Here is a 23948-nt window from a genome sequence, read left to right on the forward strand (position 1 = left end):
AAAGGCCCCGCCTGCATGCAACTTAACCTCGGCGACCGGCGCTGGCTGCTGGATTGCGGCTTCGGCCCCGAGGCCCATGCCCATTTCGACCCTGCCTGGCTCGACGGTGCGGATGCGGTGTTCATCACCCATGACCACATCGATCATATCGGCGGCGCCTCGCATGCGGTGGAGGCCGGCCTGCCGATCTTTGCCACCGCCCAGACCGCCCGCGCCCTGCCGCCCGCGGCCGAGGTGCATCTGCTGCCCGAACAGGGCGAAACCGTTATCGACAGCGTGCGCCTGACCACCGGGCGCAACGGCCATGCCTTGGGCGGGGTCTGGATGCATTTCGCGCTGGGAGAGGGGGTGTTCTATTCCGGCGACTGGTCCGAGGAATCCGACTGGTTCCCCTTTGATCCGCCCCCAACGGCGGCCACCGCCATTCTCGATTGCTCTTACCATCTCGACGACGTGCCGCAATCAGAGCGCTTTGCGGCGCTGGATGCGCTGCTCGACGGGCTGGAAGGCCAGGTGCTTTTGCCGGTGCCGCCCTCGGGACGCGCCGGCGAAATGGCGTTGCACCTGATCCGGCGCTACGGGGTCGAGAGCGTCATGTTCGATCCCGAATGCCAGGCAACCCTGCGCGCCGCCCTGGCCAGCGCCGCGCTAGGCCCGGCGGTGCAGGAGATCGCACCGCTGCTGTCGCGCGGGCCGATGGATCAGGCGCGCTTTCTGGTCTGCGACACGCCGAATGCCGATGGCGGCGCGGCCTGGGGCTATGTCCGGGCCTGGCATGAAAGCGGGCGTCTGGGCCGTGATGCGCATGTGGTTTTTACCGGTCACATGACCGCCCATGCGCGGGCTATCTGTCGCGTGCCGGGCGGATATTTTCAGCGCTGGAACGTGCATCCGCCGTTTCGCGATCAGGTCAGGATGCTCGAACGGCTCTGCGCGAAACGGTTTGCCCCGGCGTTCTGCGCTCAGCCCGAGGACTACTTGATCGAGGATCTCGGAGTGGAGATTTTCCTGCACGATCCGGTGCGGCTGTGACCGACGTCGCGCCGCCGCCCCGCAGCTTCTGCCTGATCCGCCATGGCGAGACCACGGCCAATGCCGATGGCTGCATTGCCGGGCGCACCGATGTGGCGCTGACCGAGCGCGGCCGCGCGCAGGCCCGTGCCCTGGCCGACCGTGCCTGGCCCATGCGGATCGCCCTGTATTCCAGCCCGCTGTCGCGCGCGCGGGAGACCTGCGACCTGGGCTTTCCCGGTCTGGCCTTCACCTGCCACGACGGGCTGCGCGAGCGCGACTGGGGGGTGTTCGAAGGCCGCCCCCTGGCCGACCAGCCCCGCCGCGAGGACACCCCGGAGGCCGGTGAGTGCTGGCCCGGGATGCAAGCCCGGGTGCATCAGGCGATTTGTGAAATCTGCGCCGCATCCGGCGCCGCCTTGCCCGTTCTGGTGTGCCATTCCGGCGTGATCCGCGCCGCCCGGCTGCTCTGGACCGGCGGCGGCGTCGGAGCGCGGCCCGCCAATGCCGTCCCGATCCTGTTTCAGCGATCCGGCGGCCAATTCGAGGAGAAAGAGCTATGAAAGATGCCGTTGCCACCCCCTGCGTGGTGTTTGACGTCGATGGAACCCTGGCCGAATTCGATGCCGGCAAACTGGGGCATCTGGTGCATGGGATCGAAAAGCAATGGGAGGAGTTTCACCTCGCCATGGCCGATGCTCCGCTGATCGCGCCGATCGCCAGATTGATGCAGCGGCTGAAGGAAAGCGGCGAAACCATCGTGATCTGCTCGGGCCGGCCGCGGGGCTGGGCCGACCACACGATTGCCTGGCTGCACAAGCACGATCTGCCGTTCGACGGGCTTTACCTGCGGGGGGAAGACCAGGACGCGGCCAGCGACCCCGACGTCAAACGCCGCGCGCTGGCCGAGATGAAGGCGGACGGGCTTGTTCCCTGGCTGATCATCGATGACCGAAGCTCCGTCGTCGACGCCTGGCGGGCCGAAGGGCTTGTCTGTCTGCAATGCGCGCCCGGGGATTTCTGAACAAAGGCGCGGGGCGCGCGTCGAATAATCGGCCCACCTTGTTCTGGTGGTCGACCCCCCAAAGCCGGGACTTGGGCTGAGGGCGCCCACATCGGTAGGGGGTGAAGAAACCGGTTTGGATCGCCACGATGCGGACCACCGGCCGGAGGACCAGGCCGAGCGCGCCGGAGGCGGTCTTGACCGGTCTAGCCCGGCGGCGCCGGGTCCGCCGAAGCGGCGATACGATCCGTTGGCAGGCGCAGGGTGCAGAGGAAGCCGGTTTCGTCCAGCTTTCGCTCGCAGGTGCCGTCCAACCGCCCTTCGACCATGAGCTGAATGAGCTGGGTGCCAAAGCCGATGCGTTCAGGATCGCTCGGGGTCGAGGCAAGCGGCGCGTTGCGGGTTTCGCGCCATTCGAGCACGAGATGGCCCTGCGTCGTGTCGTAACGGCCGCAGATCGACAGGCGCGCGTCTTCATAGGCCGCGTTGTGTTTCAGTGTGTTGGTCGCCAATTCGTTGAGCACCAGCGCCAGCGGCATGACCGTCTCGCCACCGACGACAAGTTCGGGTGTCTCGATCGTGATGCTGCCATGGTCGGGCAGGATCCCGATCGCGGCCCGGATCAGGGCCGGCAGCGCGAGGCCTTGGCCGCCGTCCTCGACGGCGATGCGATTGGCCCGTCCGACGGCCATCAGCCGGCCCAGAAAGGCCTCGTCGAGCTCTGCCTTGTCCTTGGCCACTTTCGAGCAGCTGCGGTAGATCGAGGCCAGGACGGTCAGGCTGTTGCCCACCCGGTGGCTCATCTCGCGGCGCAGGGTCTCGCGGTGCTCGGCGCTTTCCTTGCGTCGGATGGCGACACCGATCTGGCTGCCGATGGTCTGCAACATGCGCAGCAGCTCGCTGTCGAGCCGAGCCTCTTCGGTGCCGAAGAACTCCAGCACGCCATGCACCTGGCCGCCCTGCGACACCGGCAGGGCAACCGCCCGGGTGAGGCCGACCTGCGAAAAGGTGTCGCGCCGGACGAACTGATCGGAGGCGGAGAGGTTCTCCAGCGCCTCGAGCTGGCCGGATTGCCAGGCCCGGCCGGGAAGCCCCTCGCCCCGGCGAAAGCGCAGCGGGGCGGTGACCTCGACAACGGGGGCGAGACGCGGATCGGCGAGGTGCCAGATGCCCGTCGGATGCAGGCGGGCCTGGCGGCCGGTGCCGCGCACCACGTGGAAATGCCCCGCCTTCATGCCCGAGACCGAGCAGACGGTGTCGAGGCAGAACTGGGTGAACTCGTCGAGCGAGACATCGTCCAGAAGCTTCTGCGCCACCGCCAGGAGCGCGTCGGCCTCGCGCGCGCGGAATTCCTGCTCGCGGCGGGCGGCCTCTTCGGCGACCATGCTGCGGATAAAGGCGTAAAAGCAGCGCTCCTCGCGCATCGGAAAGATCGACAGTTCGACGGGAAACTCATGCCCGTCGCGGTGCATGGCAGTGATCTGGATACGTTGTTCGAGAACCGGGCCTTCGCCCGTGCGGTTGTAATGCGCCAGGCCCCGGGCGTGGGCCTCACGATATTGCGGAGGAACGATCAGATCGCCCATCAAGGCGCCCAGGGCTTCCTCCCGGGACCAGCCGAAGATCTCTTCGGCAGAGCCGTTCCACGCGGTGACGTGCCCGGATTCGTCCATGCCGACCACCGCGTCAAGCGCGCGGTTGAAGAGAGTTTCCAAAGGTACCATCTGGCTCGTCCGCAGTTTCTGCAACAGCTATCCTCGCTGTGCGGCGGTGTCGAGACAATTGCCCGCAGGCCCAAGGATCACGGGGGTCCGTCCAGCTCGGCCGGTCGCAGCGCGAACACCTTCTGCCAATGGTCGATCAGCGCGATGGCGGTCTTGCTTTCTGTATTGGCATAAAGCACCATCTCGATGTCCTCATGTCCGAGGTGATGCGCGGTCGAGAGGATGTCGCCGCTTTCCAGCTCGCGGTAACACATGCTCAGCGGCAGCCAGCCCAAGCCCAGGCCTTTCAGCACCAGCTCCTTGATACCGCTCGAAAGTGCGGTTTCGCACAGCGAGTTGCGCGACATCTGCCGACGCCGCTCGAACCGATGGACCGGTTGAGCGAGGAACTGGGCGATCTGCGGCGCGTCGGCGGCCATGGCCCTTGCAGCGGTCCTGCCCAGGAATGAGAATTCCGAACGCAACCTCGTCTTTACCGTGATCAGCGTGACCCTGCTCAGCACGGTGGCGATGGTCGTCTATCCGATGTTGATGACCCTGCTCGGCTTTGACGCGCGCGCCGCCGGCCTGTTTCTCGGCGGCACAATCCACGATGTCGCCCAGGTGGTGGGCGCGGGCTACACCATGTCGGAAGAGACCGGCGACGTCTCGACGGTGGTCAAGCTGATGCGCGTGTCGCTGCTGGCGCCGGTGGTCTTCCTGATCGCGCTCGCCGCACGCAGGTCCGGCGCCACCCGGCAAAAGGCGGCTCTGCTGCCGGGCTTCGTCCTGGCCTTCCTGGGCTTTGCGATGATCAATTCGGTGGCACCGATGCCCGAGGGCCTGACGCGGACGATCGGCGACGCCTCGGGATGGCTGCTGCTCACGGCGGTCTCGGCGGTGGGCATGAAGACCTCGTTGAAACAGGTGCAGGACGTCGGCGGGCAAGCCTTTGCGCTGGTGATCTGCGAGACGCTGATCCTGGCGGGGTTCTTCCTGGGCGGATTGTGGTTCCTCGGCACGTCATGAGCGCCAGGGCTCGGCCGTGAGGGGGAAAATGCGCCCGGGCCGGGAGCGGGCCCGGGCGCCCGGGCATCACGACAGGTGATGCACCTCCTGCAACCCGTAGACGGGGGTATCGAGGCCCTCCATCCGGGCCTTCAGTTGCAGCGCGAGATAGAGCGAATAATGCCGCGACTGGTGCAGGTTGCCGCCGTGGAACCAGAGATTTTCCTGCTGGGTGGGTTTCCACATGTTGCGCTGTTCGCCCTCCCAGGGGCCGGGATCCTTGGTGGTGTCGGAGCCGAGGCCCCAGACCTTGCCGACCTTGTCCGCGACCTCTTGAGAGATCAGATCGGCGGCCCAGCCGTTCATGCTGCCATACCCCGTCGCCATCACCACCAGATCGGCCTCGAGCCGGGTGCCGTCTGCCAGAACAACGGCATCTTCCTCGAAATGATCGACCTGACCTTTCACCAGCTTGACCTCTCCATCGATAATCAGCTGGCTGGCGCCGACATCGATGTAGTAACCCGAGCCGCGGCGCAGGTATTTCATGAACAGCCCCGAGCCATCGTCGCCCCAGTCGAGCTCGAAACCGGCCTTCTCCAGCCCGGCGTAGAACTCGGCATCGCGCTCGCGCATCTGGTCGTAAAGCGGGATCTGGAAGTCATGCATGATCTTGTAGGGCAGGGAGGCAAAGATCATGTCGGCCTTTTCGGTGGTCACCCCGTTGGCCACGGCCTCTTCGGAGTAAAGCCCGCCGAGACCGATATCCATCAGCGTCTCCGAGCGCACGATATGTGTCGAGGAGCGCTGCACCATGGTCACATCGGCATCCGCCTCCCAGAGCGCGGCGCAGATGTCATGGGCGGAATTGTTGGAGCCGACCACAACGACCTTCTTGCCGGTCCAGGCGTCGGGGCCGTCGTGCTGCGAGGAATGCTGGACCTCGCCCTTGAAGGTTTCCATGCCGGGGAAGTCGGGCAGGTTCGGTTTGCCCGACATGCCGGTCGCCAGCACAAGCTGGGTGGGGCGCAGGGTGAGCGTTTCGCCGTCGCGGTTCACCGTCACGGTCCAGCTTCCGGTGTCCTCGTCATAGCTGGCCTGCTGCACCTCCGAGCGGGTCCAGTAGTTCAGCTCCATGACCTTGGTGTACATCTCGAGCCAGTCGCCGACCTTGTCCTTGGGGGTGAACACCGGCCAGTTGTCGGGGAACTTGATATAGGGCAGGTGGTCGTACCACACCGGGTCATGCAGACAGAGCGACTTGTAGCGGTTGCGCCATTGGTCGCCGGGGCGGTTGTGCTTGTCGAGCACGATGGTCGGCACGCCGAGCTGGCGCAGCCGCGCACTCAGCGCGATGCCGCCCTGACCGCCGCCGATGATCACCGTATAGGGCTGTTTGTCATACCCCAGCTCGGCCGCCTCGGCCTCGCGCTTTTCCTTCCAGCTCGCGCGGTTCTTTTTCGCGCCGTGCTCGGCCCCGATCGGCCGTCGCGTGCCGCGGTTTTCCTCAAAGCCTTTCAGCTCGGTCAGCGCCGTCAGCAGCGTCCAGATCCGGTCGTCCCTGAGCCGCAGAAGCCCCCAGCCGCGGCCCGCCCTGGTCTCGAAGGTGATCCAGGCGGTGATGACGCCGCCGTCTTCGGCCGGCAGTTCGGCGGATTGGATCTGAAAATTGCCGGGGCAGGTATGCGCCAGCTGACGGGTCAGCATCTCGGCGACGCCCGATGGGCCTTCGACGGTCTTGAGGTTCCAGCTCACCGCCACCAGATCGCGCCAGTAGCTGTCGGTGGCAAAGAGATCGCTGGCACGCCTGACGTCGCCCTCCTCCAGGGCGGCGTTGAGACTGTCCAGGACCAGCTGGGTGCGGTGTGTCACCGTTGAATCGAGCATCGTGTTCCTCCTCCTGATGCACGTGGATGTGCGAGGAGTATCGCGGTGCCGCCCGCTGCCGATCCATCAAAGCCTGCGGTTCGGGCCGGGGAAAATGCGCTCTGCGCTGCGGCATGTTGCAGGCGCAACAGCGGCGCAACACAGGCTGTTGCCCGGCCCGAGGATGCAACCGCGCCCTGCGCCTTTCGGTCAGAGGCTGAGCAGCAGCATGGCCGTGGTCGCCGTCAGCACCACCAGCAGAACCTTGCGAAACAGCGCCTCGGACAGTTTCCGGGACACGCCGGACCCGGCGGCGATGCCCAGTATCAGCGCCGGCGCAAGCCACGCGGCCAGCTTCAATGTCTCGGTGCCGAAGCCCGACACAAGCGTATAGGTCAGCACGTTTGCGCCATAGGCGAAAACAAAAAAGGCGAGAATGGTCGCGCGCACCGAAGTCTTGTCGAAGGCGCGCAGCGACATCCAGGTGGCGGCCAATGGCCCCGGCATGGCCAGCATCCCGCCCATGATCCCCGCCAGCGTTCCGATGGAGGCGGTTTCCACGGCGGCCGGCGGCGGTTTTGCCCGCCCGGCTGTCCGGCGCATGTCGGCGACAAGCGTGAAGGCGACAAATGCCACCATGGCAGCCGCAACCAGCTTCAACGCGGCAACGTTCAAAAGGCTTTGCAGGCCGAGGCCAAAGGCGATCCCGGCACTGCTGCCGGCCATCAACCAGAGCAGAACCCGCTTTTCCACGCCGCCGCGCAGCATCGGGGCCAGGATGAGTGCGATGGCGAGGTTGTGCAGGGCGCTGATCTGGATCGCCTCGGCGCCGTTCAGCGCGACCAGAAAGATCGGACCGGCGATGACGCCATAGCCGATCCCGGTGGCCGCCTGAAGCGTGGCGGCGCCAAAAACCGCGAGGCCGAGCAATGTCAGAAGCGCAGGATCCATGAGGCAAGTCCATGAAAAGGGCCGGATCACCGCGGTGACCCGGCCAGAAGGGGAGCCGTGGCGAGATCAGTTCAACGCGACCCGACCGGTATCGATGTCGGACAGGAAGCTGCCGTCGACATAGGCGCCGATCGACTCGCGGGTCGGAACCTCGCCCTTGATCGAACCGCGTGCGTTGATCCAGACGCCTTCCTCGACCATCAGATCGATCAACGCATCATCCAGCCCGATTTCGAAGGCATAATTGGCCGAGGCCTCGGCCACTTCGTCGGGCTTCAACGTGCCGCCCAGAACACGCGAGACCGCTTCATGCGAGGCTGCGGGGTCAGAGGTGACGACCTGTTCGGCCTCGAGCAATGCGGTCAGAACGGCAGAGACCGCCGCCGGGTCGTCGTCGATCAGCTCTTGCGTGGCGACAAGGATGAAATGGGTGTTGTAGCTGGAGATCGGGATTTCCCGATATTTCTCGCCGAGGGTCTCCTTGGCGCCGCCGTAGAAAGACGGGAACATGGCGCCGGCAAAGATGTCGCCGCGCGACAGGGCCGGCACGATATCGGGCGGGCCGACCGAAACGATCTCGGCCTCGATCGCGGCGTCCTTCAATTCGTTTTCGAGCCAGAAATGCACATTGGTGCCGGCGGTCACGCCAATCGGCTTGCCGGCCAGATCGGCCACGCTGTCGATCTCGGGGCCGCCGGTGTGGATGATGCGCGTCGCCCGATATTGCGACAAGCCGGCGATGACCTTGAAGTCCTGTTCGCGCATGGCGCCGATGACGGCGGGAAACTCGGCCATGACCGCGACATCGAGCTGACCGCCAAGCAGCGCCTCAAAGGCGGCGCGGCCGGACTGGAAGGGGATGACATTCACGTCAAGCCCGTGTTTGGCGAAAAGGTCGTGATCCATCGCCACGGACAGCTGCGGAATGTCGAGATAGGCGCCGCCGCCGAAGGTGATTTCGGTGTTCTGCGCGGTGGCCCCGGTCGCCAGGATGGCGAGGCTGCCGGCAAGAAAGGTGGATTTCAGAGTATGGTTCATTGTTTCCTCCTGTTGGTTTGTGTCGTGTTCAATGATCCTCGGCGCCGGGCTGGCGCAGCAGGCCGATGATGTGGTTGCGGTTCTTCAGGAAGCTTTCGGTCACCTCATGGGCGCGGCGCGGGCGCTCGTCGGTGATTTCCATGGTTTCGATGATGCGCCCCGGCCCGGCGCTCATGATGTGGGCGCGGTCGGACAGGATCAGCGCCTCATCCACGTCATGGGTGACAAAGATCACCGTGGCCTTGTGCGCCTCCCAGACGCGAAGCAGGATCTCGTGCATCACCACCCGGGTCTGCGCATCCAGCGCGCCGAAGGGTTCGTCCATCAAGAGCACCTTGGGCGAGGTCACGAAGGTCCGCGCCAGCGCCACCCGCTGCCGCATGCCGCCGGAAAGCTGGCCGGGATAATTGGCCTCGCGGCCTTCCAGCCCGACTTCCTTCAGCGCCGCCATGGCGCGATCGCGGCGCTCCTGCTTCGAAATCGGAAAGCGTTTCAGCGCGAACATCACGTTGCCGAGCGCTGTGAACCAGGGGAACAGGGCGTATTGTTGAAAGACCACGCCGACGTCGGGGTTGATGCCGGTCACCGGCTCGCCATCGAGCTTGATGACCCCGCCCGAGAGCGGCACGAAGCCACCGACGGCGTTCAGCAAGGTCGACTTGCCGCAGCCCGACGGGCCGATCAGCGAGACGAAGGAACCGGGGTCGATCACCAGGTCGGTGGGGGCGAGGGCTTCGATCTTCTTGCCCTTGGGGCCCTTGAAGGTGACGGCGGCGTTCTCGACGTCAATTCTGCCGACCTCGGTGTTGGTCATGGTCTGAGGTTCCTCGACGATTTTCAGTGCTGCATTCTGCATCATGCGCTCTCCCAATGGACCAGCCGGCGGCTGATGAGGACAAAGACCGAGTCGAGCAGGGCGCCCAGGATGCCGAGCTCGATGAGCCCCACGAACATCCGGTCGGTCTGGATGAATTGGCGGGCGTCCTGAAGGCGGAAGCCGATGCCGGAGGATGCGCCGCTGAGTTCCGCCGCGACGAGGCTGAGAAAGGCCAGGGCGGCGCCGAGGCGGAGACCCACCACGATATGCGGCGCGGCGGCGGGCACGACGACCTCGAAGAACTCGCGGAACCGGTTGGCGCCCAGCGACCTCGCGGCGCGGATATAGGTTCCGGCGACGGAGGAGGCGCCGGCGTGAGTGTTGAGCCAGACGGCCAGGAACACTGTGTAGGAGATCACGAAGTACTTTGATCCCTCGCCGATGCCGAACCAGACGATGGCGATCGGCACCAATGCAATGGCGGGGATCGGCCTGAGCAGCGTCAGGAAGGGTTCCAGCGCCACCGAGAAGGCAAAGACCCGCGCGGTGAGCAGCCCGATCAGCACCCCCAGCGTCGAGCCGATGGTGAAACCGATGGCGGCGCGTTTGAGCGAGATCTGAAGGTCGGAGATCAGTACCCCGTCACGGTAGAGCTCGACCGCGGCGGCCAATACCTGTGGTGGGGTCGGAAAGAGGTTCTGGTTGACGAGCCCGAAGCCCGAGACGATCCACCAGACCGCGATCACGCCGGAAAGCGAGACGGCGAGCTGGCCGTATTTCTTGAGGTGAGTTTCCATCGCGATGCCCTTTCATCTGTTCCGGAAATCGGCCGAACGGCCATGACACCGGATGATCGGCGCGGCGCCGACGGCGTCGCGCGCGCGTTTCCGGTTGGTCTTCAGAAAGTCTTCGGCGTCCCAGCCCACCGGGCGGGATTGCGCCATCACGCAGCGGCCGTCGACGACGACGGCCTCGATCTGGTCGCGGTTGTAGAGCCGCACCAGCTCCCATTCGAAATCCCAGGACGGGGTGACTTCGGGCTGGCGCCGGTCGAGCACAAGGAAATCGGCGCGCTGGCCCGGGGCGATCTGCCCGGTCACCTCGCCAAGGCCGGCGGCATCGGCGCTGCCGCGGGTGGCAGCGTCGATCCAGGTCCAGGCCGCGCCGCAGGAGAAATCGGCGTTCTGCATGCCTTGTGAAAACCGCTGCGCAGTCTCGGCCGATTCCAGCAGGCGCAGCGCGTCCGAGCGGGTGCTGTCGGTGCCGATGCCAAAGCGCACGCCGCGCGCGGCGAAGCCCAGCGCCGGGGCGATACGGTCGCCTTTCCAGGCGCTGGCCAGCGGGTTGTAGCTGACCGCCGAACCGGTCTCGCGCAGGATCTCGATCTCGCGGTCGGTGACCAGGGTGCAATGATGGTGGAGCGTGTGCGGACCGACGGCACCGTGGTCGGCGAAATATTCCAATGGGCGCTTGCCATGGGTGCAGACACTCCAGTGCACTTCGACATGGTGTTCGTTGGTGTGGATCTGGAACATCACGCCTTGCGCTGCGGCGTAGTCCGACAGGGCGCGCAGCATTTCGCCCGGCGCGCTCTGCACCGCGGGAACGCAGAGCGAGGGGGTGATCAGCGGCTGGCCCTTGCAGGTGGCGATATGCGCCTCGGCCCGTTTGAGCGCCCCGTCGATGGCCTTGGCAATGTCGCAGTGCGAGGGCTGTCTCGTGCCGTCGACCGGCAGCGCCGCGCCGGTGGCAGAGACCAGCCGGATGCCCACGTCGGTCGCGGCCTGATGCAGCGCAGCGGCCTTTTCGCCATCGAGCACCGCGAAATTGACGATGCCGGTAAAGCCGCCACGCAGCGCCTCGAGAAACATCCACTTGGCCGAGACATAGACCGTCTCGGCGTCATAACTGCCTTCCATCGGCGTCCAGATGCGGCGCCAGATCTGCGCCGGTTCGCCGCCGGTGATCGCCTTGCCGAAGGCCTGGCCCAGATGGGTGTGCGCATCGATAAAGCCCGGCACGATGGCGCGTTCGGGCAGATCGACGACGGGGGTGCCGGCTGCAACCAGACCGCGCGGCCCGACCTGCACGATCTCACCGTCGCGGACTTGTACCACCATGTCGCTCAGCGCGCCCTCGGGCGTCAGCACGAGTTCGGGGGCCAGCGCATAGCTGCCGCGATTGGTGAGTTCCGACAATCCTGACATGGTTTTCCCAGATCCTTGTTACGCATCTTGCGAGTCGCGGGAACGACCGCTTGCAGAAAGCGTAGACAGGGTCTTCAATAGAAGATAATACTAAATTTTGCGCCACTCATAGGTAAAAACTATGGACTTTAACTGTGATCAATATTCGTCAGCTTGAATGCCTGCGTGCCGTGATGATGAGCGGAAACATGACTCAGGCGGCGGAATCGCTGGGCATAGCGCAGCCTTCGGCAAGCAGCCTGATCGCCAACCTCGAACATGCGCTGGGATTCAAACTGTTCGAACGGGTCAAGGGGCGGCTGGTGGCGACGCCCGAGGCGAAAGTGTTGATGCCGGACGTGCAGCGCACCCTGGAAAGCGTCGAGCTGACCGAACACCGGGCGCGGCAGATCCGCGACAATCGCCGGGGCGATCTGGTCGTGGTGTCCTATCCCGACATCGCCATAGATTTTCTGCCCGAGGCGCTGAGCGACTTTCTGGCCGACCGGCCATCGGTTCGGGTCCACCTTCAGGCGCGGCGCTCCGAAATGATGACCGGGCTGTTGCAGACCCATGATTTCGATCTGGCGATATCGACCCGGCTGGCCGAGGCACGCAACCTTGATGTGCGGGAATTCGCGGTGCCCTGCATGATCGCTTTTCCGCGCGGGCAGGCGCCGCCGGGCCGGCTGGCGCTGGAGCCCATCGACCTGCAATCGCAACCGCTGATCAGCGTGAGCGCCGGCCACCCGAGCGCCATCCAGCTGTCCGAGCGCTTTGACCAACGTGGCGTCGGGTATCCCGGCACGGCGGTCGAGACGCAGACCTTCGAGTCGGTCTGCGGTTTCGTGCGGCGTGGCTTCGGCGCCGGGCTGATCGATGCCATCACGGCAAGCCGATACCGGGAGGAACTGGATATCGTCGGCTTCGTGCCGACGGTCTGGCAGACGATCTATCTGCTGCGTCCGCTGGACCGGCCGGCCTCCAAGATCGCACGCGAATTTTCCGACATGCTCGCCGCGCGGATCGAGGCGCTGGTGTCCGAAGGGATGTCTGCGCCGGAGGGCTGACGGGGACCGCCAGATCCGCCTGCGACCTTTGCAATTCCGGCACATTCGTACCGCAATTGGCTGATAGGGTCACGCCGGAGACATGGAAAGAGGTGCCCCGTGAACGCGACCGCTGCGCTTGAGCCCGCGCCCCGATGCGATCTTCGCACCGAGGTGATCGATCGCCTCGAAGAGCTGAGCAAATTGCGCCGCGGGTGGGAGCGGCTTGCCGGGATCGATCCCCATGCGGGGTTTTTCCTCTCCTGGGAGTGGATGAAAACCCTGCTCGCCGACAATCCCGGAAGCTGGCACGTGCTGGTCGTGCGCGATGGCTCTGATCCGCAGGAGATTGCCGCCATCCTGCCGTTGCGCCATTCCTTCCACTGGAGCGAAAGCAGCGAAGCCTGTCAGACCCGCTACGATGCGGCCGGTCGTTTTGGCCTCAGCGACGCGACCGGCTTTCTCTGCCACCCCGACCGTGAAGACGCCGCCCTTGCGGCCTTGGCGCAGTGCCTTTCAGAGATGCCGTGGAAGCGCCTCTCCCTGCGCTATGTCGCCGCCCCACATCGGGCCCGGCGCTTCGCCGATGCCTTTGACCCCGAGCGGTTTCGCATCCATTGGCCGCCCTATACAGACAACGCCGGCCGCACCGACAAGCTCCGGGTGCCGACCGTTGCCTTGCCCGGGAGCTTCGAGGCCTATTTGAATGAGACGGTGAGCAAGAGCATTCGCGGCAAGATCCGCCGCTTTCGTCGCAGGTATCTGGACGACGGCCCTTACCGCATCACGCTGACCACGCCGGAAACCTTCGCCCGGAATGCCGACGCGCTCCAGCATCTGTGGCGTGCCCGCTGGAGCGACACACTGTCGCCGCAGGTGATGCGGAGCTATCAAAAGAAGCAGCGTTTGCTGCTCGAAAGATGCCAAGACATGGGCACCCTCTTCATGCCAGTGCTTTGGCGGGATCGGCATCCGATCGGCGTGCTGGCCCGGCTGATCGACCGTCGGAAAAAGACGATGACCGGCATGATCGCCGCCCGCGATTACCAAGACGCATTGCCCTGCATCGGCTTGTTGCTGAACGCGTTCTGTATCGAGGCCGCCATCCGCATGGCGTTGACCAGCTACGAGCTGGGCCACGGCAACGAACCGTACAAATATCAGTACGGCGCGAGCGACAAACACCTGGCGTATCTGACACTCCGCCGCCGTGGAGGAGATACGCCGGACGTCTTCAGCCCCGCGTCGACCGCCGGTGCGGCCCGTCGCGCGCAGAATGAACTCCGGCAGGGCGCACATGGGCGGACCATGGGCATCCTGCGCCAGATCGAGGATGTGTGCGAGGGGTAGGGCTTGCGGCCGGGCGGCCCTTTCCTGAAGAGCTCCGGCGCCATCGCGGATTTCGGTCCGGCGGCGTAGCCATGCGGTGAAAATCTCGCGTATTGCATAAACATTTAAAAGTATATATGTTTTGATCGACCTGCGGTGCCGCTCGGGCTCGCTGGGTCATGGCAATTGAAATGGCGGCCTTGGCAACGCGCGCATGTGGCGCCGCGACGGGCCCGCCGCCGGCGGTTGAACTCCCCACGAAAAGGACAGAGATAATGAACGCCTATCCAGAGCTGAACCTGTTGATCGATGGCGCCTGGAGGGCGGGTGCCGCCGGGGCCGCGCAGGAGGTCATCAACCCTGCCACGGAAGAGGTGCTTGGCGTGCTGCCCTCGGCCGCGCCCGAGGATCTCGACGCGGCGTTGCACTCGGCCGCGCGCGGGTTTGCCACCTGGCGCGCCATGTCGTCATATGACCGCGCCGCCATCATGACCCGCGCGGCACAGCTGATCCGTGAGCGGGTCGAGACAATCGCCGTCGCCGTCACGCTCGAGAACGGCAAGCCGCTGGCCGAGGCCCGGATGGAGATCGGTACAGTTGTCGATATCCTCGAATTCAGCGCCGAAGAGGGCAAGCGCCTGCATGGCCGCATCGTCGAAGGCCGCGCCGCCGGTGTCCGGCATCACGTGGTCAAGGAGCCGGTCGGCGTTTGCCTGGCGATCACCCCCTGGAACTTTCCGATCAACACCGTGGCCAAGAAAATCGGTGCGGCGCTGGGGGCGGGGTGTTCGGTGATCCTCAAGGCCTCGAACGAAACTCCGGCCGCGGCCGTCCTGCTGGTGCAGGCGCTGATCGACGCCGGCCTGCCCGAGGGGGTGGTGACGCTGGTCTTCGGGCCCTCGGCGCAGGTGACGCGCCATCTGATGGCCTCCGACATCGTCCGCAAGGTCTCGCTGACCGGCTCGGTGCCGGTCGGCAAACAGCTGGCGGTTCTCGCGGCCGAACGGATGCAGCGCCTGACCATGGAGCTGGGCGGGCATGCGCCGGTGGTGGTATTCGACGACGTCGATATCGCCAGGGCTGTCGATTTTCTGGTGCCGGGCAAGTTCCGCAACGCCGGCCAGATCTGCATCTCGCCGACGCGGTTCTTTGTACAGGACGCGATCTACGACGAATTTGTCGCGACCTTCACCGCACGTGCGGCGGCGATCAAGGTGGGCGACGGGATGGCGGCGGGCACGATGATGGGCCCGCTCGCCAATGCCCGGCGGCTGGCCGCGATGGACGGCTTTGTCAAGGACGCCCGCACACGCGGCGCAACCGTCACCACCGGCGGCGAGCGGATTGGCAACCGGGGCTATTTCTATGCCCCCACCGTCATCAAGGACGCCCCCGACGACAGCCTGGTCATGACCGAGGAACCCTTTGGCCCGATGGCCCCGATGACCCGCTTTGCCACGATCGAGGAGGTGGCCGAACGCGCCAATGCGCTGGAGCTGGGGCTGGCCTCTTACGCGGTCACCAATTCGCTGGAGCGGGCGAGCCGGATCGGAGAGGTGCTTGCCGCCGGCATGGTGGGCATCAATACCGTCGGCGTCGCCAGCCCCGAAACCCCCTTTGGCGGCGTCAAGGAAAGCGGCTATGGCGTCGAGGGCGGCCCCGAGAGCCTGGAACATTACCTTGTGCCGAAATCCATCGCGCTGAAACCGTATCTGTGACCAAAGCTACCAGTCGAGGAGCGGCCATGTCCGAAAGGGCGTGGCCGGTCTTGTTTCAGGCACGGGCCACTCAGAAGAAATCCCGTCCCTGCCGCCGGGCGGGGGTGCGGCTTGGTGGGTGAGATTTCTATTGATATAAAGGTATATATGTTTTATTGTATCTGCAAGGCGGCGAGTCACCGGAGCCTGACGCTCGATACTTACAAAAATGTGGGTACTTGAGTTTTTTGCACCCGGCGCGGAAAACTCGCCGAAGGAAACGATTGCCCGCCGCGCGCGGCGGCACTGCCAGGGCCCGCCATGTCGCGCGGCCGAAGATGGCGAAAGGGAGGAACCGATGTCCGAAGACAAGCCGCTCGCCGGGAGAACCGCTGTGGTGACGGGGGCGGGCCGAGGGCTCGGCCGGTCGATTGCGCTCTATTTTGCCCGCGCCGGGGCGGATCTGGCGATCTGCTCGCGCACCCTGGCCGAGCTTGAAGCGGTGAAAGCCGAGGTCGAGGCCTGTGGCGTGCGGTGCCTCCTCGGAGCCGTCGATCTCTCGGATCAGGAGGCCACATCGGCGTTCTGCGATCAGGTCATTGACGGGTTCGGCTGCGTTGACCTGCTGGTCAACAACGCCGGAGCCGAAGTGGAAACCGGCCGCATCGAAGAGTCCGATCCGGCGAACTGGTGGAAGACCATCGAGATCAATCTGCGGGGCCCCTACATGGTGACGCGCTTCCTTCTGCCGGGGATGTCGGATGGCGCCAAGATCATCAATGTGACCTCGGGCATGGGCAAGCGCGCGGGCAATGCCAACAGCGCTTATCACGTGTCCAAGGCGGCGATGAACATGTTCACCGATGCCCTGGCAAACGAGCTCTGGCCGCGCCGGATCGACGTCAACAACCTGATTCCCGGGCCGGTGGCGACCAGCATGCTCAACAAGGACAAGCCCGGCGACCGGCGCACCCCGCCGGAGGAGGTGCTGGAGCGGTTTGCCGAGGCCCTGCCGCCGGGATTCCCGGAATGGGAACGGCTGAAGCATCCCGATGAGGTCGGCGAACTGGCACTTTACATGGCGACGCGGCCAATCGGCGGGCCAACCGGTCAGAGCTTTTCGCTCGCGCGGCGGCCGCTGTGAGCCTTGCGGGGCGTCTCGATACCGGGCGGGGCCCGTGGGAGGACAGGATGACAGCTCTGACACGCGGTCTCGACCGGATCAACAGGACGATCTGCAAGCTGTTGCGATGGCTGACCATTTTCCTGATGGCGGCGATCACCCTGAATGTCTTTGCCGGTGTCTTCTGGCGCTACGTGGTGAACAGCTCGCTGCCCTGGTACGAGGAGGCCGGCAAATACATGATGTTCTGGCTGGTCTTCGTGGCGGCGCCGATCGTGCTGAAAAACCGCGGCCAGATCGCGCTCGATATCCTGCCGAACCTGCTGCCGCCGCGGCTGCGGAACCTGAACTACCTGATCATCTATGCGGTGGTCTTCGGGCTGATGTGTGTCTTTGTCTGGCAGGGCTATTCCATCGCCTGGATCGCGCGCAAGCAACAGCCTTCGTCCTTCGAGCTGTCGTTTTTCTGGATCTATTTCGCCATCCCCTTCGGGAGCGCGATTATGGCTCTGATATCGCTCGAGTTTCTGCTGAAGGCCCTGCATGGGATCTTCAGGCCCGACGCGGTCGACCTCGAGCCGGGCAACATGATCGACAATTCACTGACGTGAGGCCGCACAGCCCCGTTTGACGTACGCAAGACCGCAGCCGCTGCGGGCTCTTGGGAGGAGACTTGCACCATGCCTTTGACGTTCTTCTGGGTCTTTCTGGTCCTCATGGCTGCCGGGATACCGATTGTCTTTGCCCTGGCGGCCGGGCCGCTGGCGGGCTTCCTGCTGGCCGATCAGGCGACCTTCATGAAGATGCTGCCGCAGCGCATGTTCGGGGGGATCGCGCAATTCCCGATCCTCGCCATCCCGCTGTTCATTCTGGCCGGCGAGGTGATGAATGTCTCGGGCATCACCAAGAGCCTGGTGCATTTCGCCAATGTGCTGATCGGCCATGTCCGGGCCGGGCTGGCACAGGCCAATATCGTGGCCTCGATCATGTTCGCGGGCCTCTCGGGCTCGGCCGTGGCCGACACTTCGGCGCTGGGGTCGATCTTCATTCCGGCGATGGAGAAGGACGGCTATTCCCGCCCCTTCGCCGCCGCCGTCACCGCCGCCAGCTCGGTCATCGGGCCGATCATCCCGCCTTCGATCATCATGGTGATCTATGCCTATGTCATGAACGTCTCGGTCGCGGCGCTGTTTCTGGCCGGCATCGTGCCCGGGGTCATGGTGGGCGCGGGCCTGATGATCGTCACCGCGATCATCGGCAAGCGCCGCGACTACCCCAAGGCCCATCGCCGCGCCACCACGGGCGAGGTCTGGACCGCGTTCAAACCGGCCTTCTTGCCGCTGCTGACCCCGGTCATCATTCTCGGCGGCATCGTCTCGGGTATCGTCACGCCGACCGAGGCGGCGGGGGCGGCGGTGTTCTATGCGCTGGTGCTGTCGATGCTGATCACCCGCACCGTCAAGCCGGCGGATCTGGTGGGCATCTTCTACCGCACCGGGCTGGTGTCCTCCTCGATCCTGCTGATCGTCGGCTCGGCCACGATCTTTGGCTGGGCGGCCACCGTGTCGGGCGTGCCGCAGGCGCTGGGCAAGATGCTCTTTACCATCACCGAAAATCCGTTCCTGCTGCTGCTCCTGGTCAATATCCTGCTTCTGTTCATCGGCATGTTCCTCGATGCCGTGCCCGCGATCCTGATCCTCGGACCGATCTTTGCCCCGGCGCTGGCCCAGGTGGGCGTCGACCCGGTGCATTTTGCCATCATCATGTGCGTCAACGTCACCGTGGGCCTGGTGACGCCGCCGATGGGCATGATCCTCTTTGTTGCCTCCGGTCTGACCCGCACCGGCATCGAGGTCATCTCGCGCGAACTCTGGCCCTATCTCGCCGTGCATTTCCTGGTGATCGTCCTGATCTCGATGATCCCGGCACTGACGCTGACCATTCCGAAACTCTTCGGCTTTCTCTGAGCCGGCCCCACCAGACAAAAGGGAGGACCTATCATGTCTGTCACATCAAAACTCACAAATGCCGCGATCGGGCTAAGCAGCGCCATCGCGCTGGCATCCGCCGCGCAAGCCGCGGAATACACGTTAAAAATCGGGCATGTCTCCGCCGTCACCCAACCGCTGTCGACCTGCGCCGAAGTGATGAAATCGCACGTCGAGCGCTACTCCGGCGGCCGCATCGAGGTCCAGCATTATCCGGCCGGGCAGCTCGGCAACTTCCGCGAAAACGTCGAGGCGGTGCAATTCGGCACGTTGGAAATGACCCTGACGTCGGGCGGCGGCATTGCCAATTTCTTTGGCCCAATTCAGGCTTTTGATATCCCCTACCTTTTTGCCAACGATCAGGTGATGGACAAGGTCATGGCCGATCGCGAGCTGACCGAGAGGCTGCGCGCCGATGTGCTGGAAGCGACCGGTTCGGTGCGGCTGATGGGAATGACCGGCGGCGTCGGCTGGCGCGACTTTTTCACCAATGTGCCGGTGAAGACCGCGGCCGATCTGCAAGGCATCAAGATGCGCACGGTGGAATCGCCGGTGTCGATGGAATTTGCAAGCGCGCTCGGCATGAATCCGACGCCCGTGCCCTGGCCCGAGCTCTACACCTCGCTGGCGACCGGCGTGGTCAACGGCACCAAGAACGCGCTGTCCGACGTGGTCGATACCAGCCTCAACGACTATGTCAAATATGCGGTCGCCGACCACCACACCCACAACCTGATCTTCTGGTGGATGTCCGACACCTGGCTGCAATCCCTGCCGGCGGACCTGCAAGCGGTCGTGGCCGACGGCTTCCACGAATTGACCAAGACCTGCAATGGCTTGCCCGGTGCTCTTTATCTCGAAAAATACCAGAAGTTCGTCGACTCCGGCGGCGAGGTGCATATCCCCTCCGAAGAGGAAAAGGCCACCTTCCTGCCGGGCCAGCAGCCGGTGATCGACTGGTTCGTCGATAAATACGGCAGCGAATATTACGACCTCGTGCAGGCCGCGGTAGACCGCGCCAATGCCGAGATCGCGGCCGAACGCGCCAGCTTTACCGGCCAATGATCACCGTGCCAGCCCTGCGGCCGCGGGGCTGGCGCCGATCAGGCCGCGTCGTCGGGGTGGGCCTGCGCCTCTTCGGACAGTTTGCGGGCCTTGAAGGCAATGCCCCATTCCCGCATCACCGAAAGCACCGGCTCCAGGGACCGCCCGAACTCGGTCAGCTCGTATTCCACCCGCGGCGGAACCTCGGCATAGACATGCCGCCTGATTACCCCGTCGGCCTCGAGTTCGCGCAGTTGCAGGGTCACCATCCGCTGGGTCGCGTTGGGCATGTTGCGGCACAGCTCGCCGAAACGCAGCCGCCCGACCAGCAGGTTGCACAGGATCACCGGCTTCCAGCGGCCGCCGATGACGCTGAGCGTCGCCTCGACATTGCTGCCGGTTCGCCAATCGTATTTCCGCGCCATCACACACCTCGTCACGCCCATGTATCGACTGGCCCGGCCTAAGCCGCGCGCGGCACGTGGTCAATTGATCGCACCGCACGCAAAAATCGCACCATCCGCGAAAGCCGCGCAGCGCCAGGCCGCGACTGCGGCAATCCAGCAAAGGAACAGCACATGAACCGCCTCGACACCAAGGTCGCCCTCATCACCGGCGGGGCAAACGGGCAGGGGGCGATCGAAGCCGAACTGTTCATCGAAGCCGGCGCCACTGTCGTCATCACCGATATCAATGACGGGGCCGGCGCCGCCACCGCCGACCGGCTCGGCCCGCGCTGCACCTTCGTGCTGCATGATGTCAGCTCGGAAGAGGATTGGGCCCGCGTGGTGCAGACCACGCTCGACCTGCACGGCCGGATCGACGTGCTGGTCAACAACGCCGGCATCTTCCGGGTGCTGACGCTCGGGGACACGGATCTCCGGGCCTGGGATCAGACCGTGGCGATCAACCAGACCGGCGTGTTTCTGGGCATGCGGGCGGTGGCCCCGGCGATGAAGCGGCAGAAGGCGGGCAGCATCGTCAATATCTCGTCGATTGCCGGGCTGACCTCGGCCAAGGCGCATGCCTATTGCGCGACGAAATGGGCAGTGCGGGGCATGTCCAAGGCGGCGGCGGTCGAACTTGGGCCGTCCAACGTCCGGGTGAATTCGGTGCATCCGGGCTTCATCGATACGCCGATGCTGGATGGTCACGGCGTGCCGCGCGAAGAGCTCATCGCCAGGGTGCCGATGGGCCGCACCGCCGAGGTGATCGAAGTGGCGCGGGTAGTGCTGTTTCTGGCGTCGGACGATTCCAGCTATTGCAGCGGCCATGAATTCGTCGTCGACGGCGCGATCAAGGCCTGATCGCCCGCCGCCGGCCTGTCCTCGGCCGCCCGCTCCCCAACCGGGTCGAGGACAGGTCTCGCGCGCCCATGTTGCGGGATGGTGATCGCAGATACATTCCCGTTGGATATGTATTCCGCCCAGATGTTATTGGATCGGCAAGTATTGACCGCTTAGAACGGTGGCAAGCCGAGATATACGCAAGGGAGGAATTTCGTATGATCAAAGGTCTCTTCACCACCGCCGCCACTGCGCTTGCGCTGTCGGTTTCGGCGGCCGGCCCCGCCGCCGCCCAAGCCTACCCGGAAAAGCCGATCAAGGTCATCGTGCCCTTTGCCGCTGGCGGCCAGGGCGACGTGAAGGCGCGTCTGGTGATCCAGCGGATCGAGGAAATGGACCTGCTGGAACAGCCGATGGTTGTCGTCAACGTGCCCGGCGGCGCCGCCACCATCGGCATCCGCCAGGCAAGGGATGCCGATCCCGATGGCTATACGCTGCTTTATATCCACCAGACGATGATGACTGCCGAGCTGATGGGCACGCTGGATTTCAAATACAGCGAGATGGTGCCGGTGGCCGAGACCAACTTTTCCTGCCTGATGACGGCGACCGCCGAAGGTTCGGGGATAGCCGACGTCCAGGACTGGATCGACCAGACGAGGGCCGCGCCCGGCGGCGTCAAGGAGGCCACCTTGGTGGGTAGCATCGCGCATTTCACCACCGAGATGTTTGCCAATGCCGCCGACATGAAGGTGGGCTATGTGAACGCCGGCGGCGGGGCGGACCGCATCGCCTCGATCCTCGGCAATCACACCAAGACCGCTGTCGTGGTGCCGACGCCGGTGACCCGCAATCCCAAGCTCAAGGGGCTGGTCTATTACGGCGAGGCGCGCCATGGCGATCTTCCCGATGTGCCGACCGCGAAAGAGCTGGGCCATGATGTCGTCTCCTGCCTCGACAACATCTGGTATGCGCCGGCGGGCACCCCCGATGAGGTGGTCGAAACCCTAGCCGGCGCCTTCGAGCAGGTGACCAGCGACCCGCAGTTCGCGACCACCATCGAGGCCAAGGGCGACGAGGTGAAATTCCTCGCCGGTGAGGCGCTCGACGCGCATCTGGCAGCCATCTACGAGGATCTCTCCGCCGTCGCCGACAGCCTCAGGTAACCCCTTTGCCAATGCCTGCCGGTCCGGGATCGGCAGGCCCCTCTGCCTGCGTGGCCCCCCGGGGCCGCGCCCGCCTCCTATTTGCCGGAAGAGACCATGACCCGGAAGCCCAACTACCTGTTTATCGTGACCGATCAGCACCGCGCCGATCATCTTGGATGCTATGGCAACCCGGTGGTCAGGACGCCCAACATCGACGGCCTGGCAGACCGCGGCACACGGTTCGACCGGTTCTACGTCGCCAATCCGATCTGCATGTGCAACCGCGCCAGCATCCTGACTTCGCGGATGCCGAGCCTGCACGGCGGGCGGCACAACGGCATCCCGTTGTCGCTCGATGCGACGACCTTCGTCGATCTCCTGCGCGACAAGGGGTACAGCACCGCGCTGATCGGCAAATCGCATCTTCAGGGCATGACCGGTCTGCCCGCCACCGCCAAACGTCAGGTCAAGCCCGGGCTCGAGGAGGCCTCGGAGGAACTGCGCGAGGCCATCCGGCGCCAGCGTGCGGGGGAGCCTTACGAACAGGAAACCGCAACGCGCTGGCGGGACGATCCCGCGCATCAGGTCCGCACGCCGTTTTACGGCTTCGACCATGTGCAGATTGCCAATGATCACGCCGATCAGGTGACTGGCGACTACGAGGCCTGGTTGAAGAAAAATCACCCCGAGATCGCGGCCCTGCGCGGCAAGGAAAACGCGCAGCCCGACGACCGCTATTGCGCGCCGCAGGCCTGGCGGACGCAGGTGCCGGAAGAGCTGTATCCCACCTCCTGGATCGCTGGTGAATGCGAGCGATACATCAAGGAGCGCGCGGGCGAGGAGGATCCGTTCTTCCTGATGATGTCCTTTCCCGATCCGCACCATCCGTTCACCCCGCCGGGCAAATACTGGGACATGTATGATCCCGACGAGATCGAGCTGCCCAGCTCCTTCGGCAAGGGGGATATCCCGCCGATCCACAACCTGCGCCGGCAGTTGGCCGAAGCGCCCGAGACGCGGGTGGGCCAGGACCCCTTTGCCGTCACCGAACGCGAAGCTCGCGAGATCATTGCGCTGACCTATGGTGCGATCACCATGATCGACGACGCGGTGGGCCGCATCCTGAAGGTATTGGAAGAGCAGGGGCTGGCCGAGGATACCATCGTTGTCTTCACGTCCGACCATGGCGATTACATGGGCGATCACGGCCTGATGCTGAAGCTACTGATGCATTACCAGGGACTGATCCGCGTGCCGTTCATCTGGGCCGATCCGCGCGATCCCGAGGCCCGCGGCGACGACGCGCTGCGCAGCGCCATCGACATCGGCCCGACCATCCTTGAGCGCGCCGGCATCCAGCCATTCAACGGCTGCCAGGGGGTCAATGCGCTCGAGCCGGTCGCGCGGCAGGGGCTGATCGTGGAAGAGGACAGCCAGCGCCGGATGGCGGCCTTCGAACGGCCGCAGCGAATCCGCACCTATGTCGAAAAGGACTGGCGCATTACCCTGCGCTATGGCGAAGACTGGGACGAGATGTACGACCTGAAGAACGATCCCGACGAAGTGACAAACCTTTGGGGACAGCCGGAATATGCCGCAGAGCAGGCCCGGCTGGTGCACAACATGGTTGTCGAGATGATCAACCTGCAAGACCGCGCGCCTCTGCCGACCTGTCGGGCCTAGAGACCGTCGCGAGGGAGG

Annotated in this window: 23 protein-coding genes; 14 read left to right on the forward strand and 9 right to left on the reverse strand. The window is 64.8% G+C overall.

What is annotated here, in order from left to right:
- Nucleotides 1–15: 15 nt before the first annotated feature.
- Genes BMW90_RS02495 through BMW90_RS02505 form a run of 3 tightly spaced genes read left to right on the forward strand, consistent with a single transcriptional unit; the run spans nt 16 to nt 2035 of the window.
- Nucleotides 16–1032 (forward strand): MBL fold metallo-hydrolase, encoded by a 1017-nt coding sequence (locus tag BMW90_RS02495; RefSeq protein ID WP_074834870.1) that lies wholly within the window; start codon nt 16–18, stop codon nt 1030–1032.
- The gene (locus tag BMW90_RS02500) at nt 1029–1574 is read left to right on the forward strand and encodes a histidine phosphatase family protein (RefSeq protein ID WP_074834691.1); all 546 of its coding nucleotides are present in this window, start codon (nt 1029–1031) and stop codon (nt 1572–1574) included. Before BMW90_RS02495 ends, BMW90_RS02500 begins: the two co-directional genes overlap by 4 nt.
- Nucleotides 1571–2035 carry a phosphatase domain-containing protein gene (locus BMW90_RS02505; protein WP_074834692.1) on the forward strand — a complete coding sequence of 155 codons (465 nt, stop codon included), beginning with the start codon at nt 1571–1573 and terminating at the stop codon, nt 2033–2035. Before BMW90_RS02500 ends, BMW90_RS02505 begins: the two co-directional genes overlap by 4 nt.
- A 185-nt stretch (nt 2036–2220) precedes the next feature.
- Here the strand turns inward: BMW90_RS02505 and BMW90_RS02510 are convergent, their stop codons facing one another.
- Together BMW90_RS02510 and BMW90_RS02515 are read right to left on the reverse strand one after the other, a co-directional pair.
- On the reverse strand, nt 2221–3738 hold the full coding sequence (locus BMW90_RS02510; protein WP_139211171.1) for a GAF domain-containing protein: 1518 nt from the start codon (nt 3736–3738) through the stop codon (nt 2221–2223).
- Between the two features lie 77 nt (nt 3739–3815).
- Complete coding sequence (locus BMW90_RS02515; RefSeq protein ID WP_074834696.1) at nt 3816–4157, reverse strand: LysR substrate-binding domain-containing protein; 342 nt, start codon at nt 4155–4157, stop codon at nt 3816–3818.
- Between BMW90_RS02515 and BMW90_RS02520 the strand changes: the two genes are divergently transcribed.
- Nucleotides 4156–4746 (forward strand): YeiH family protein, encoded by a 591-nt coding sequence (locus BMW90_RS02520; RefSeq protein ID WP_074834698.1) that lies wholly within the window; start codon nt 4156–4158, stop codon nt 4744–4746. The genes BMW90_RS02515 and BMW90_RS02520 overlap by 2 nt on opposite strands.
- A gap of 66 nt (nt 4747–4812) precedes the next feature.
- On the opposite strand, the gene BMW90_RS02525 is transcribed toward BMW90_RS02520, so the two are convergent.
- From BMW90_RS02525 to BMW90_RS02550, 6 genes are all read right to left on the reverse strand, one after another.
- Nucleotides 4813–6612: an NAD(P)/FAD-dependent oxidoreductase gene (locus BMW90_RS02525; protein ID WP_074834700.1), complete on the reverse strand. Its 1800-nt coding sequence runs from the start codon at nt 6610–6612 to the stop codon at nt 4813–4815.
- A gap of 189 nt (nt 6613–6801) precedes the next feature.
- Nucleotides 6802–7542 (reverse strand): sulfite exporter TauE/SafE family protein, encoded by a 741-nt coding sequence (locus BMW90_RS02530; RefSeq protein ID WP_074834702.1) that lies wholly within the window; start codon nt 7540–7542, stop codon nt 6802–6804.
- Nucleotides 7543–7608: 66 nt separating this feature from the next.
- Nucleotides 7609–8580, reverse strand: coding sequence for an ABC transporter substrate-binding protein (locus tag BMW90_RS02535; protein ID WP_074834704.1), 972 nt, complete (start codon nt 8578–8580; stop codon nt 7609–7611).
- A 28-nt stretch (nt 8581–8608) separates the two neighbouring features.
- On the reverse strand, nt 8609–9436 hold the full coding sequence (locus BMW90_RS02540; RefSeq protein ID WP_244526415.1) for an ABC transporter ATP-binding protein: 828 nt from the start codon (nt 9434–9436) through the stop codon (nt 8609–8611).
- Entirely contained in the window at nt 9436–10194 is a 759-nt protein-coding gene (locus BMW90_RS02545; protein WP_048530417.1) for an ABC transporter permease, read from the reverse strand. Before BMW90_RS02545 ends, BMW90_RS02540 begins: the two co-directional genes overlap by 1 nt.
- A 12-nt stretch (nt 10195–10206) precedes the next feature.
- Entirely contained in the window at nt 10207–11604 is a 1398-nt protein-coding gene (locus BMW90_RS02550; protein ID WP_074834706.1) for an amidohydrolase family protein, read from the reverse strand.
- 134 nt (nt 11605–11738) lie between these two features.
- Between BMW90_RS02550 and BMW90_RS02555 the strand changes: the two genes are divergently transcribed.
- The 7 genes from BMW90_RS02555 to dctP all read left to right on the forward strand — a co-directional run bounded on the left by BMW90_RS02555 (nt 11739) and on the right by dctP (nt 19834).
- Nucleotides 11739–12653, forward strand: a complete 915-nt coding sequence (locus BMW90_RS02555) for a LysR substrate-binding domain-containing protein (protein WP_139211173.1) — start codon at nt 11739–11741, stop codon at nt 12651–12653.
- Nucleotides 12654–12752: 99 nt separating this feature from the next.
- A complete protein-coding gene (locus tag BMW90_RS02560; RefSeq protein ID WP_074834710.1) occupies nt 12753–13982 on the forward strand; it encodes a GNAT family N-acetyltransferase in 1230 nt (409 codons plus the stop codon).
- A 254-nt stretch (nt 13983–14236) separates the two neighbouring features.
- Nucleotides 14237–15679 (forward strand): NAD-dependent succinate-semialdehyde dehydrogenase, encoded by a 1443-nt coding sequence (locus BMW90_RS02565; RefSeq protein WP_074834711.1) that lies wholly within the window; start codon nt 14237–14239, stop codon nt 15677–15679.
- A gap of 337 nt (nt 15680–16016) precedes the next feature.
- Nucleotides 16017–16802 carry an SDR family NAD(P)-dependent oxidoreductase gene (locus BMW90_RS02570; protein WP_074834873.1) on the forward strand — a complete coding sequence of 262 codons (786 nt, stop codon included), beginning with the start codon at nt 16017–16019 and terminating at the stop codon, nt 16800–16802.
- Nucleotides 16803–16849: 47 nt separating this feature from the next.
- Entirely contained in the window at nt 16850–17392 is a 543-nt protein-coding gene (locus tag BMW90_RS02575) for a TRAP transporter small permease (RefSeq protein ID WP_048530427.1), read from the forward strand.
- A gap of 69 nt (nt 17393–17461) precedes the next feature.
- Nucleotides 17462–18748, forward strand: a complete 1287-nt coding sequence (locus tag BMW90_RS02580; protein WP_048530429.1) for a TRAP transporter large permease — start codon at nt 17462–17464, stop codon at nt 18746–18748.
- A gap of 33 nt (nt 18749–18781) precedes the next feature.
- Nucleotides 18782–19834 (forward strand): TRAP transporter substrate-binding protein DctP, encoded by a 1053-nt coding sequence (dctP, locus tag BMW90_RS02585; RefSeq protein WP_074834713.1) that lies wholly within the window; start codon nt 18782–18784, stop codon nt 19832–19834.
- A 38-nt stretch (nt 19835–19872) separates the two neighbouring features.
- Here dctP and BMW90_RS02590 read toward each other — a convergent pair whose 3' ends face one another.
- On the reverse strand, nt 19873–20238 hold the full coding sequence (locus BMW90_RS02590; RefSeq protein WP_048530436.1) for a winged helix-turn-helix transcriptional regulator: 366 nt from the start codon (nt 20236–20238) through the stop codon (nt 19873–19875).
- A 153-nt stretch (nt 20239–20391) separates the two neighbouring features.
- Here BMW90_RS02590 and BMW90_RS02595 point away from each other — a divergent pair, with 153 nt between their 5' ends.
- From BMW90_RS02595 to BMW90_RS02605, 3 genes are all read left to right on the forward strand, one after another.
- Entirely contained in the window at nt 20392–21120 is a 729-nt protein-coding gene (locus BMW90_RS02595) for an SDR family NAD(P)-dependent oxidoreductase (protein ID WP_074834715.1), read from the forward strand.
- A 197-nt stretch (nt 21121–21317) separates the two neighbouring features.
- Complete coding sequence (locus BMW90_RS02600; RefSeq protein WP_074834717.1) at nt 21318–22265, forward strand: tripartite tricarboxylate transporter substrate binding protein; 948 nt, start codon at nt 21318–21320, stop codon at nt 22263–22265.
- A gap of 96 nt (nt 22266–22361) precedes the next feature.
- On the forward strand, nt 22362–23930 hold the full coding sequence (locus BMW90_RS02605; RefSeq protein ID WP_074834720.1) for a sulfatase family protein: 1569 nt from the start codon (nt 22362–22364) through the stop codon (nt 23928–23930).
- Nucleotides 23931–23948: the final 18 nt, after the last annotated feature.

It is taken from the genome of Marinovum algicola, assembly GCF_900109145.1.
GTDB lineage: Bacteria > Pseudomonadota > Alphaproteobacteria > Rhodobacterales > Rhodobacteraceae > Marinovum > Marinovum algicola.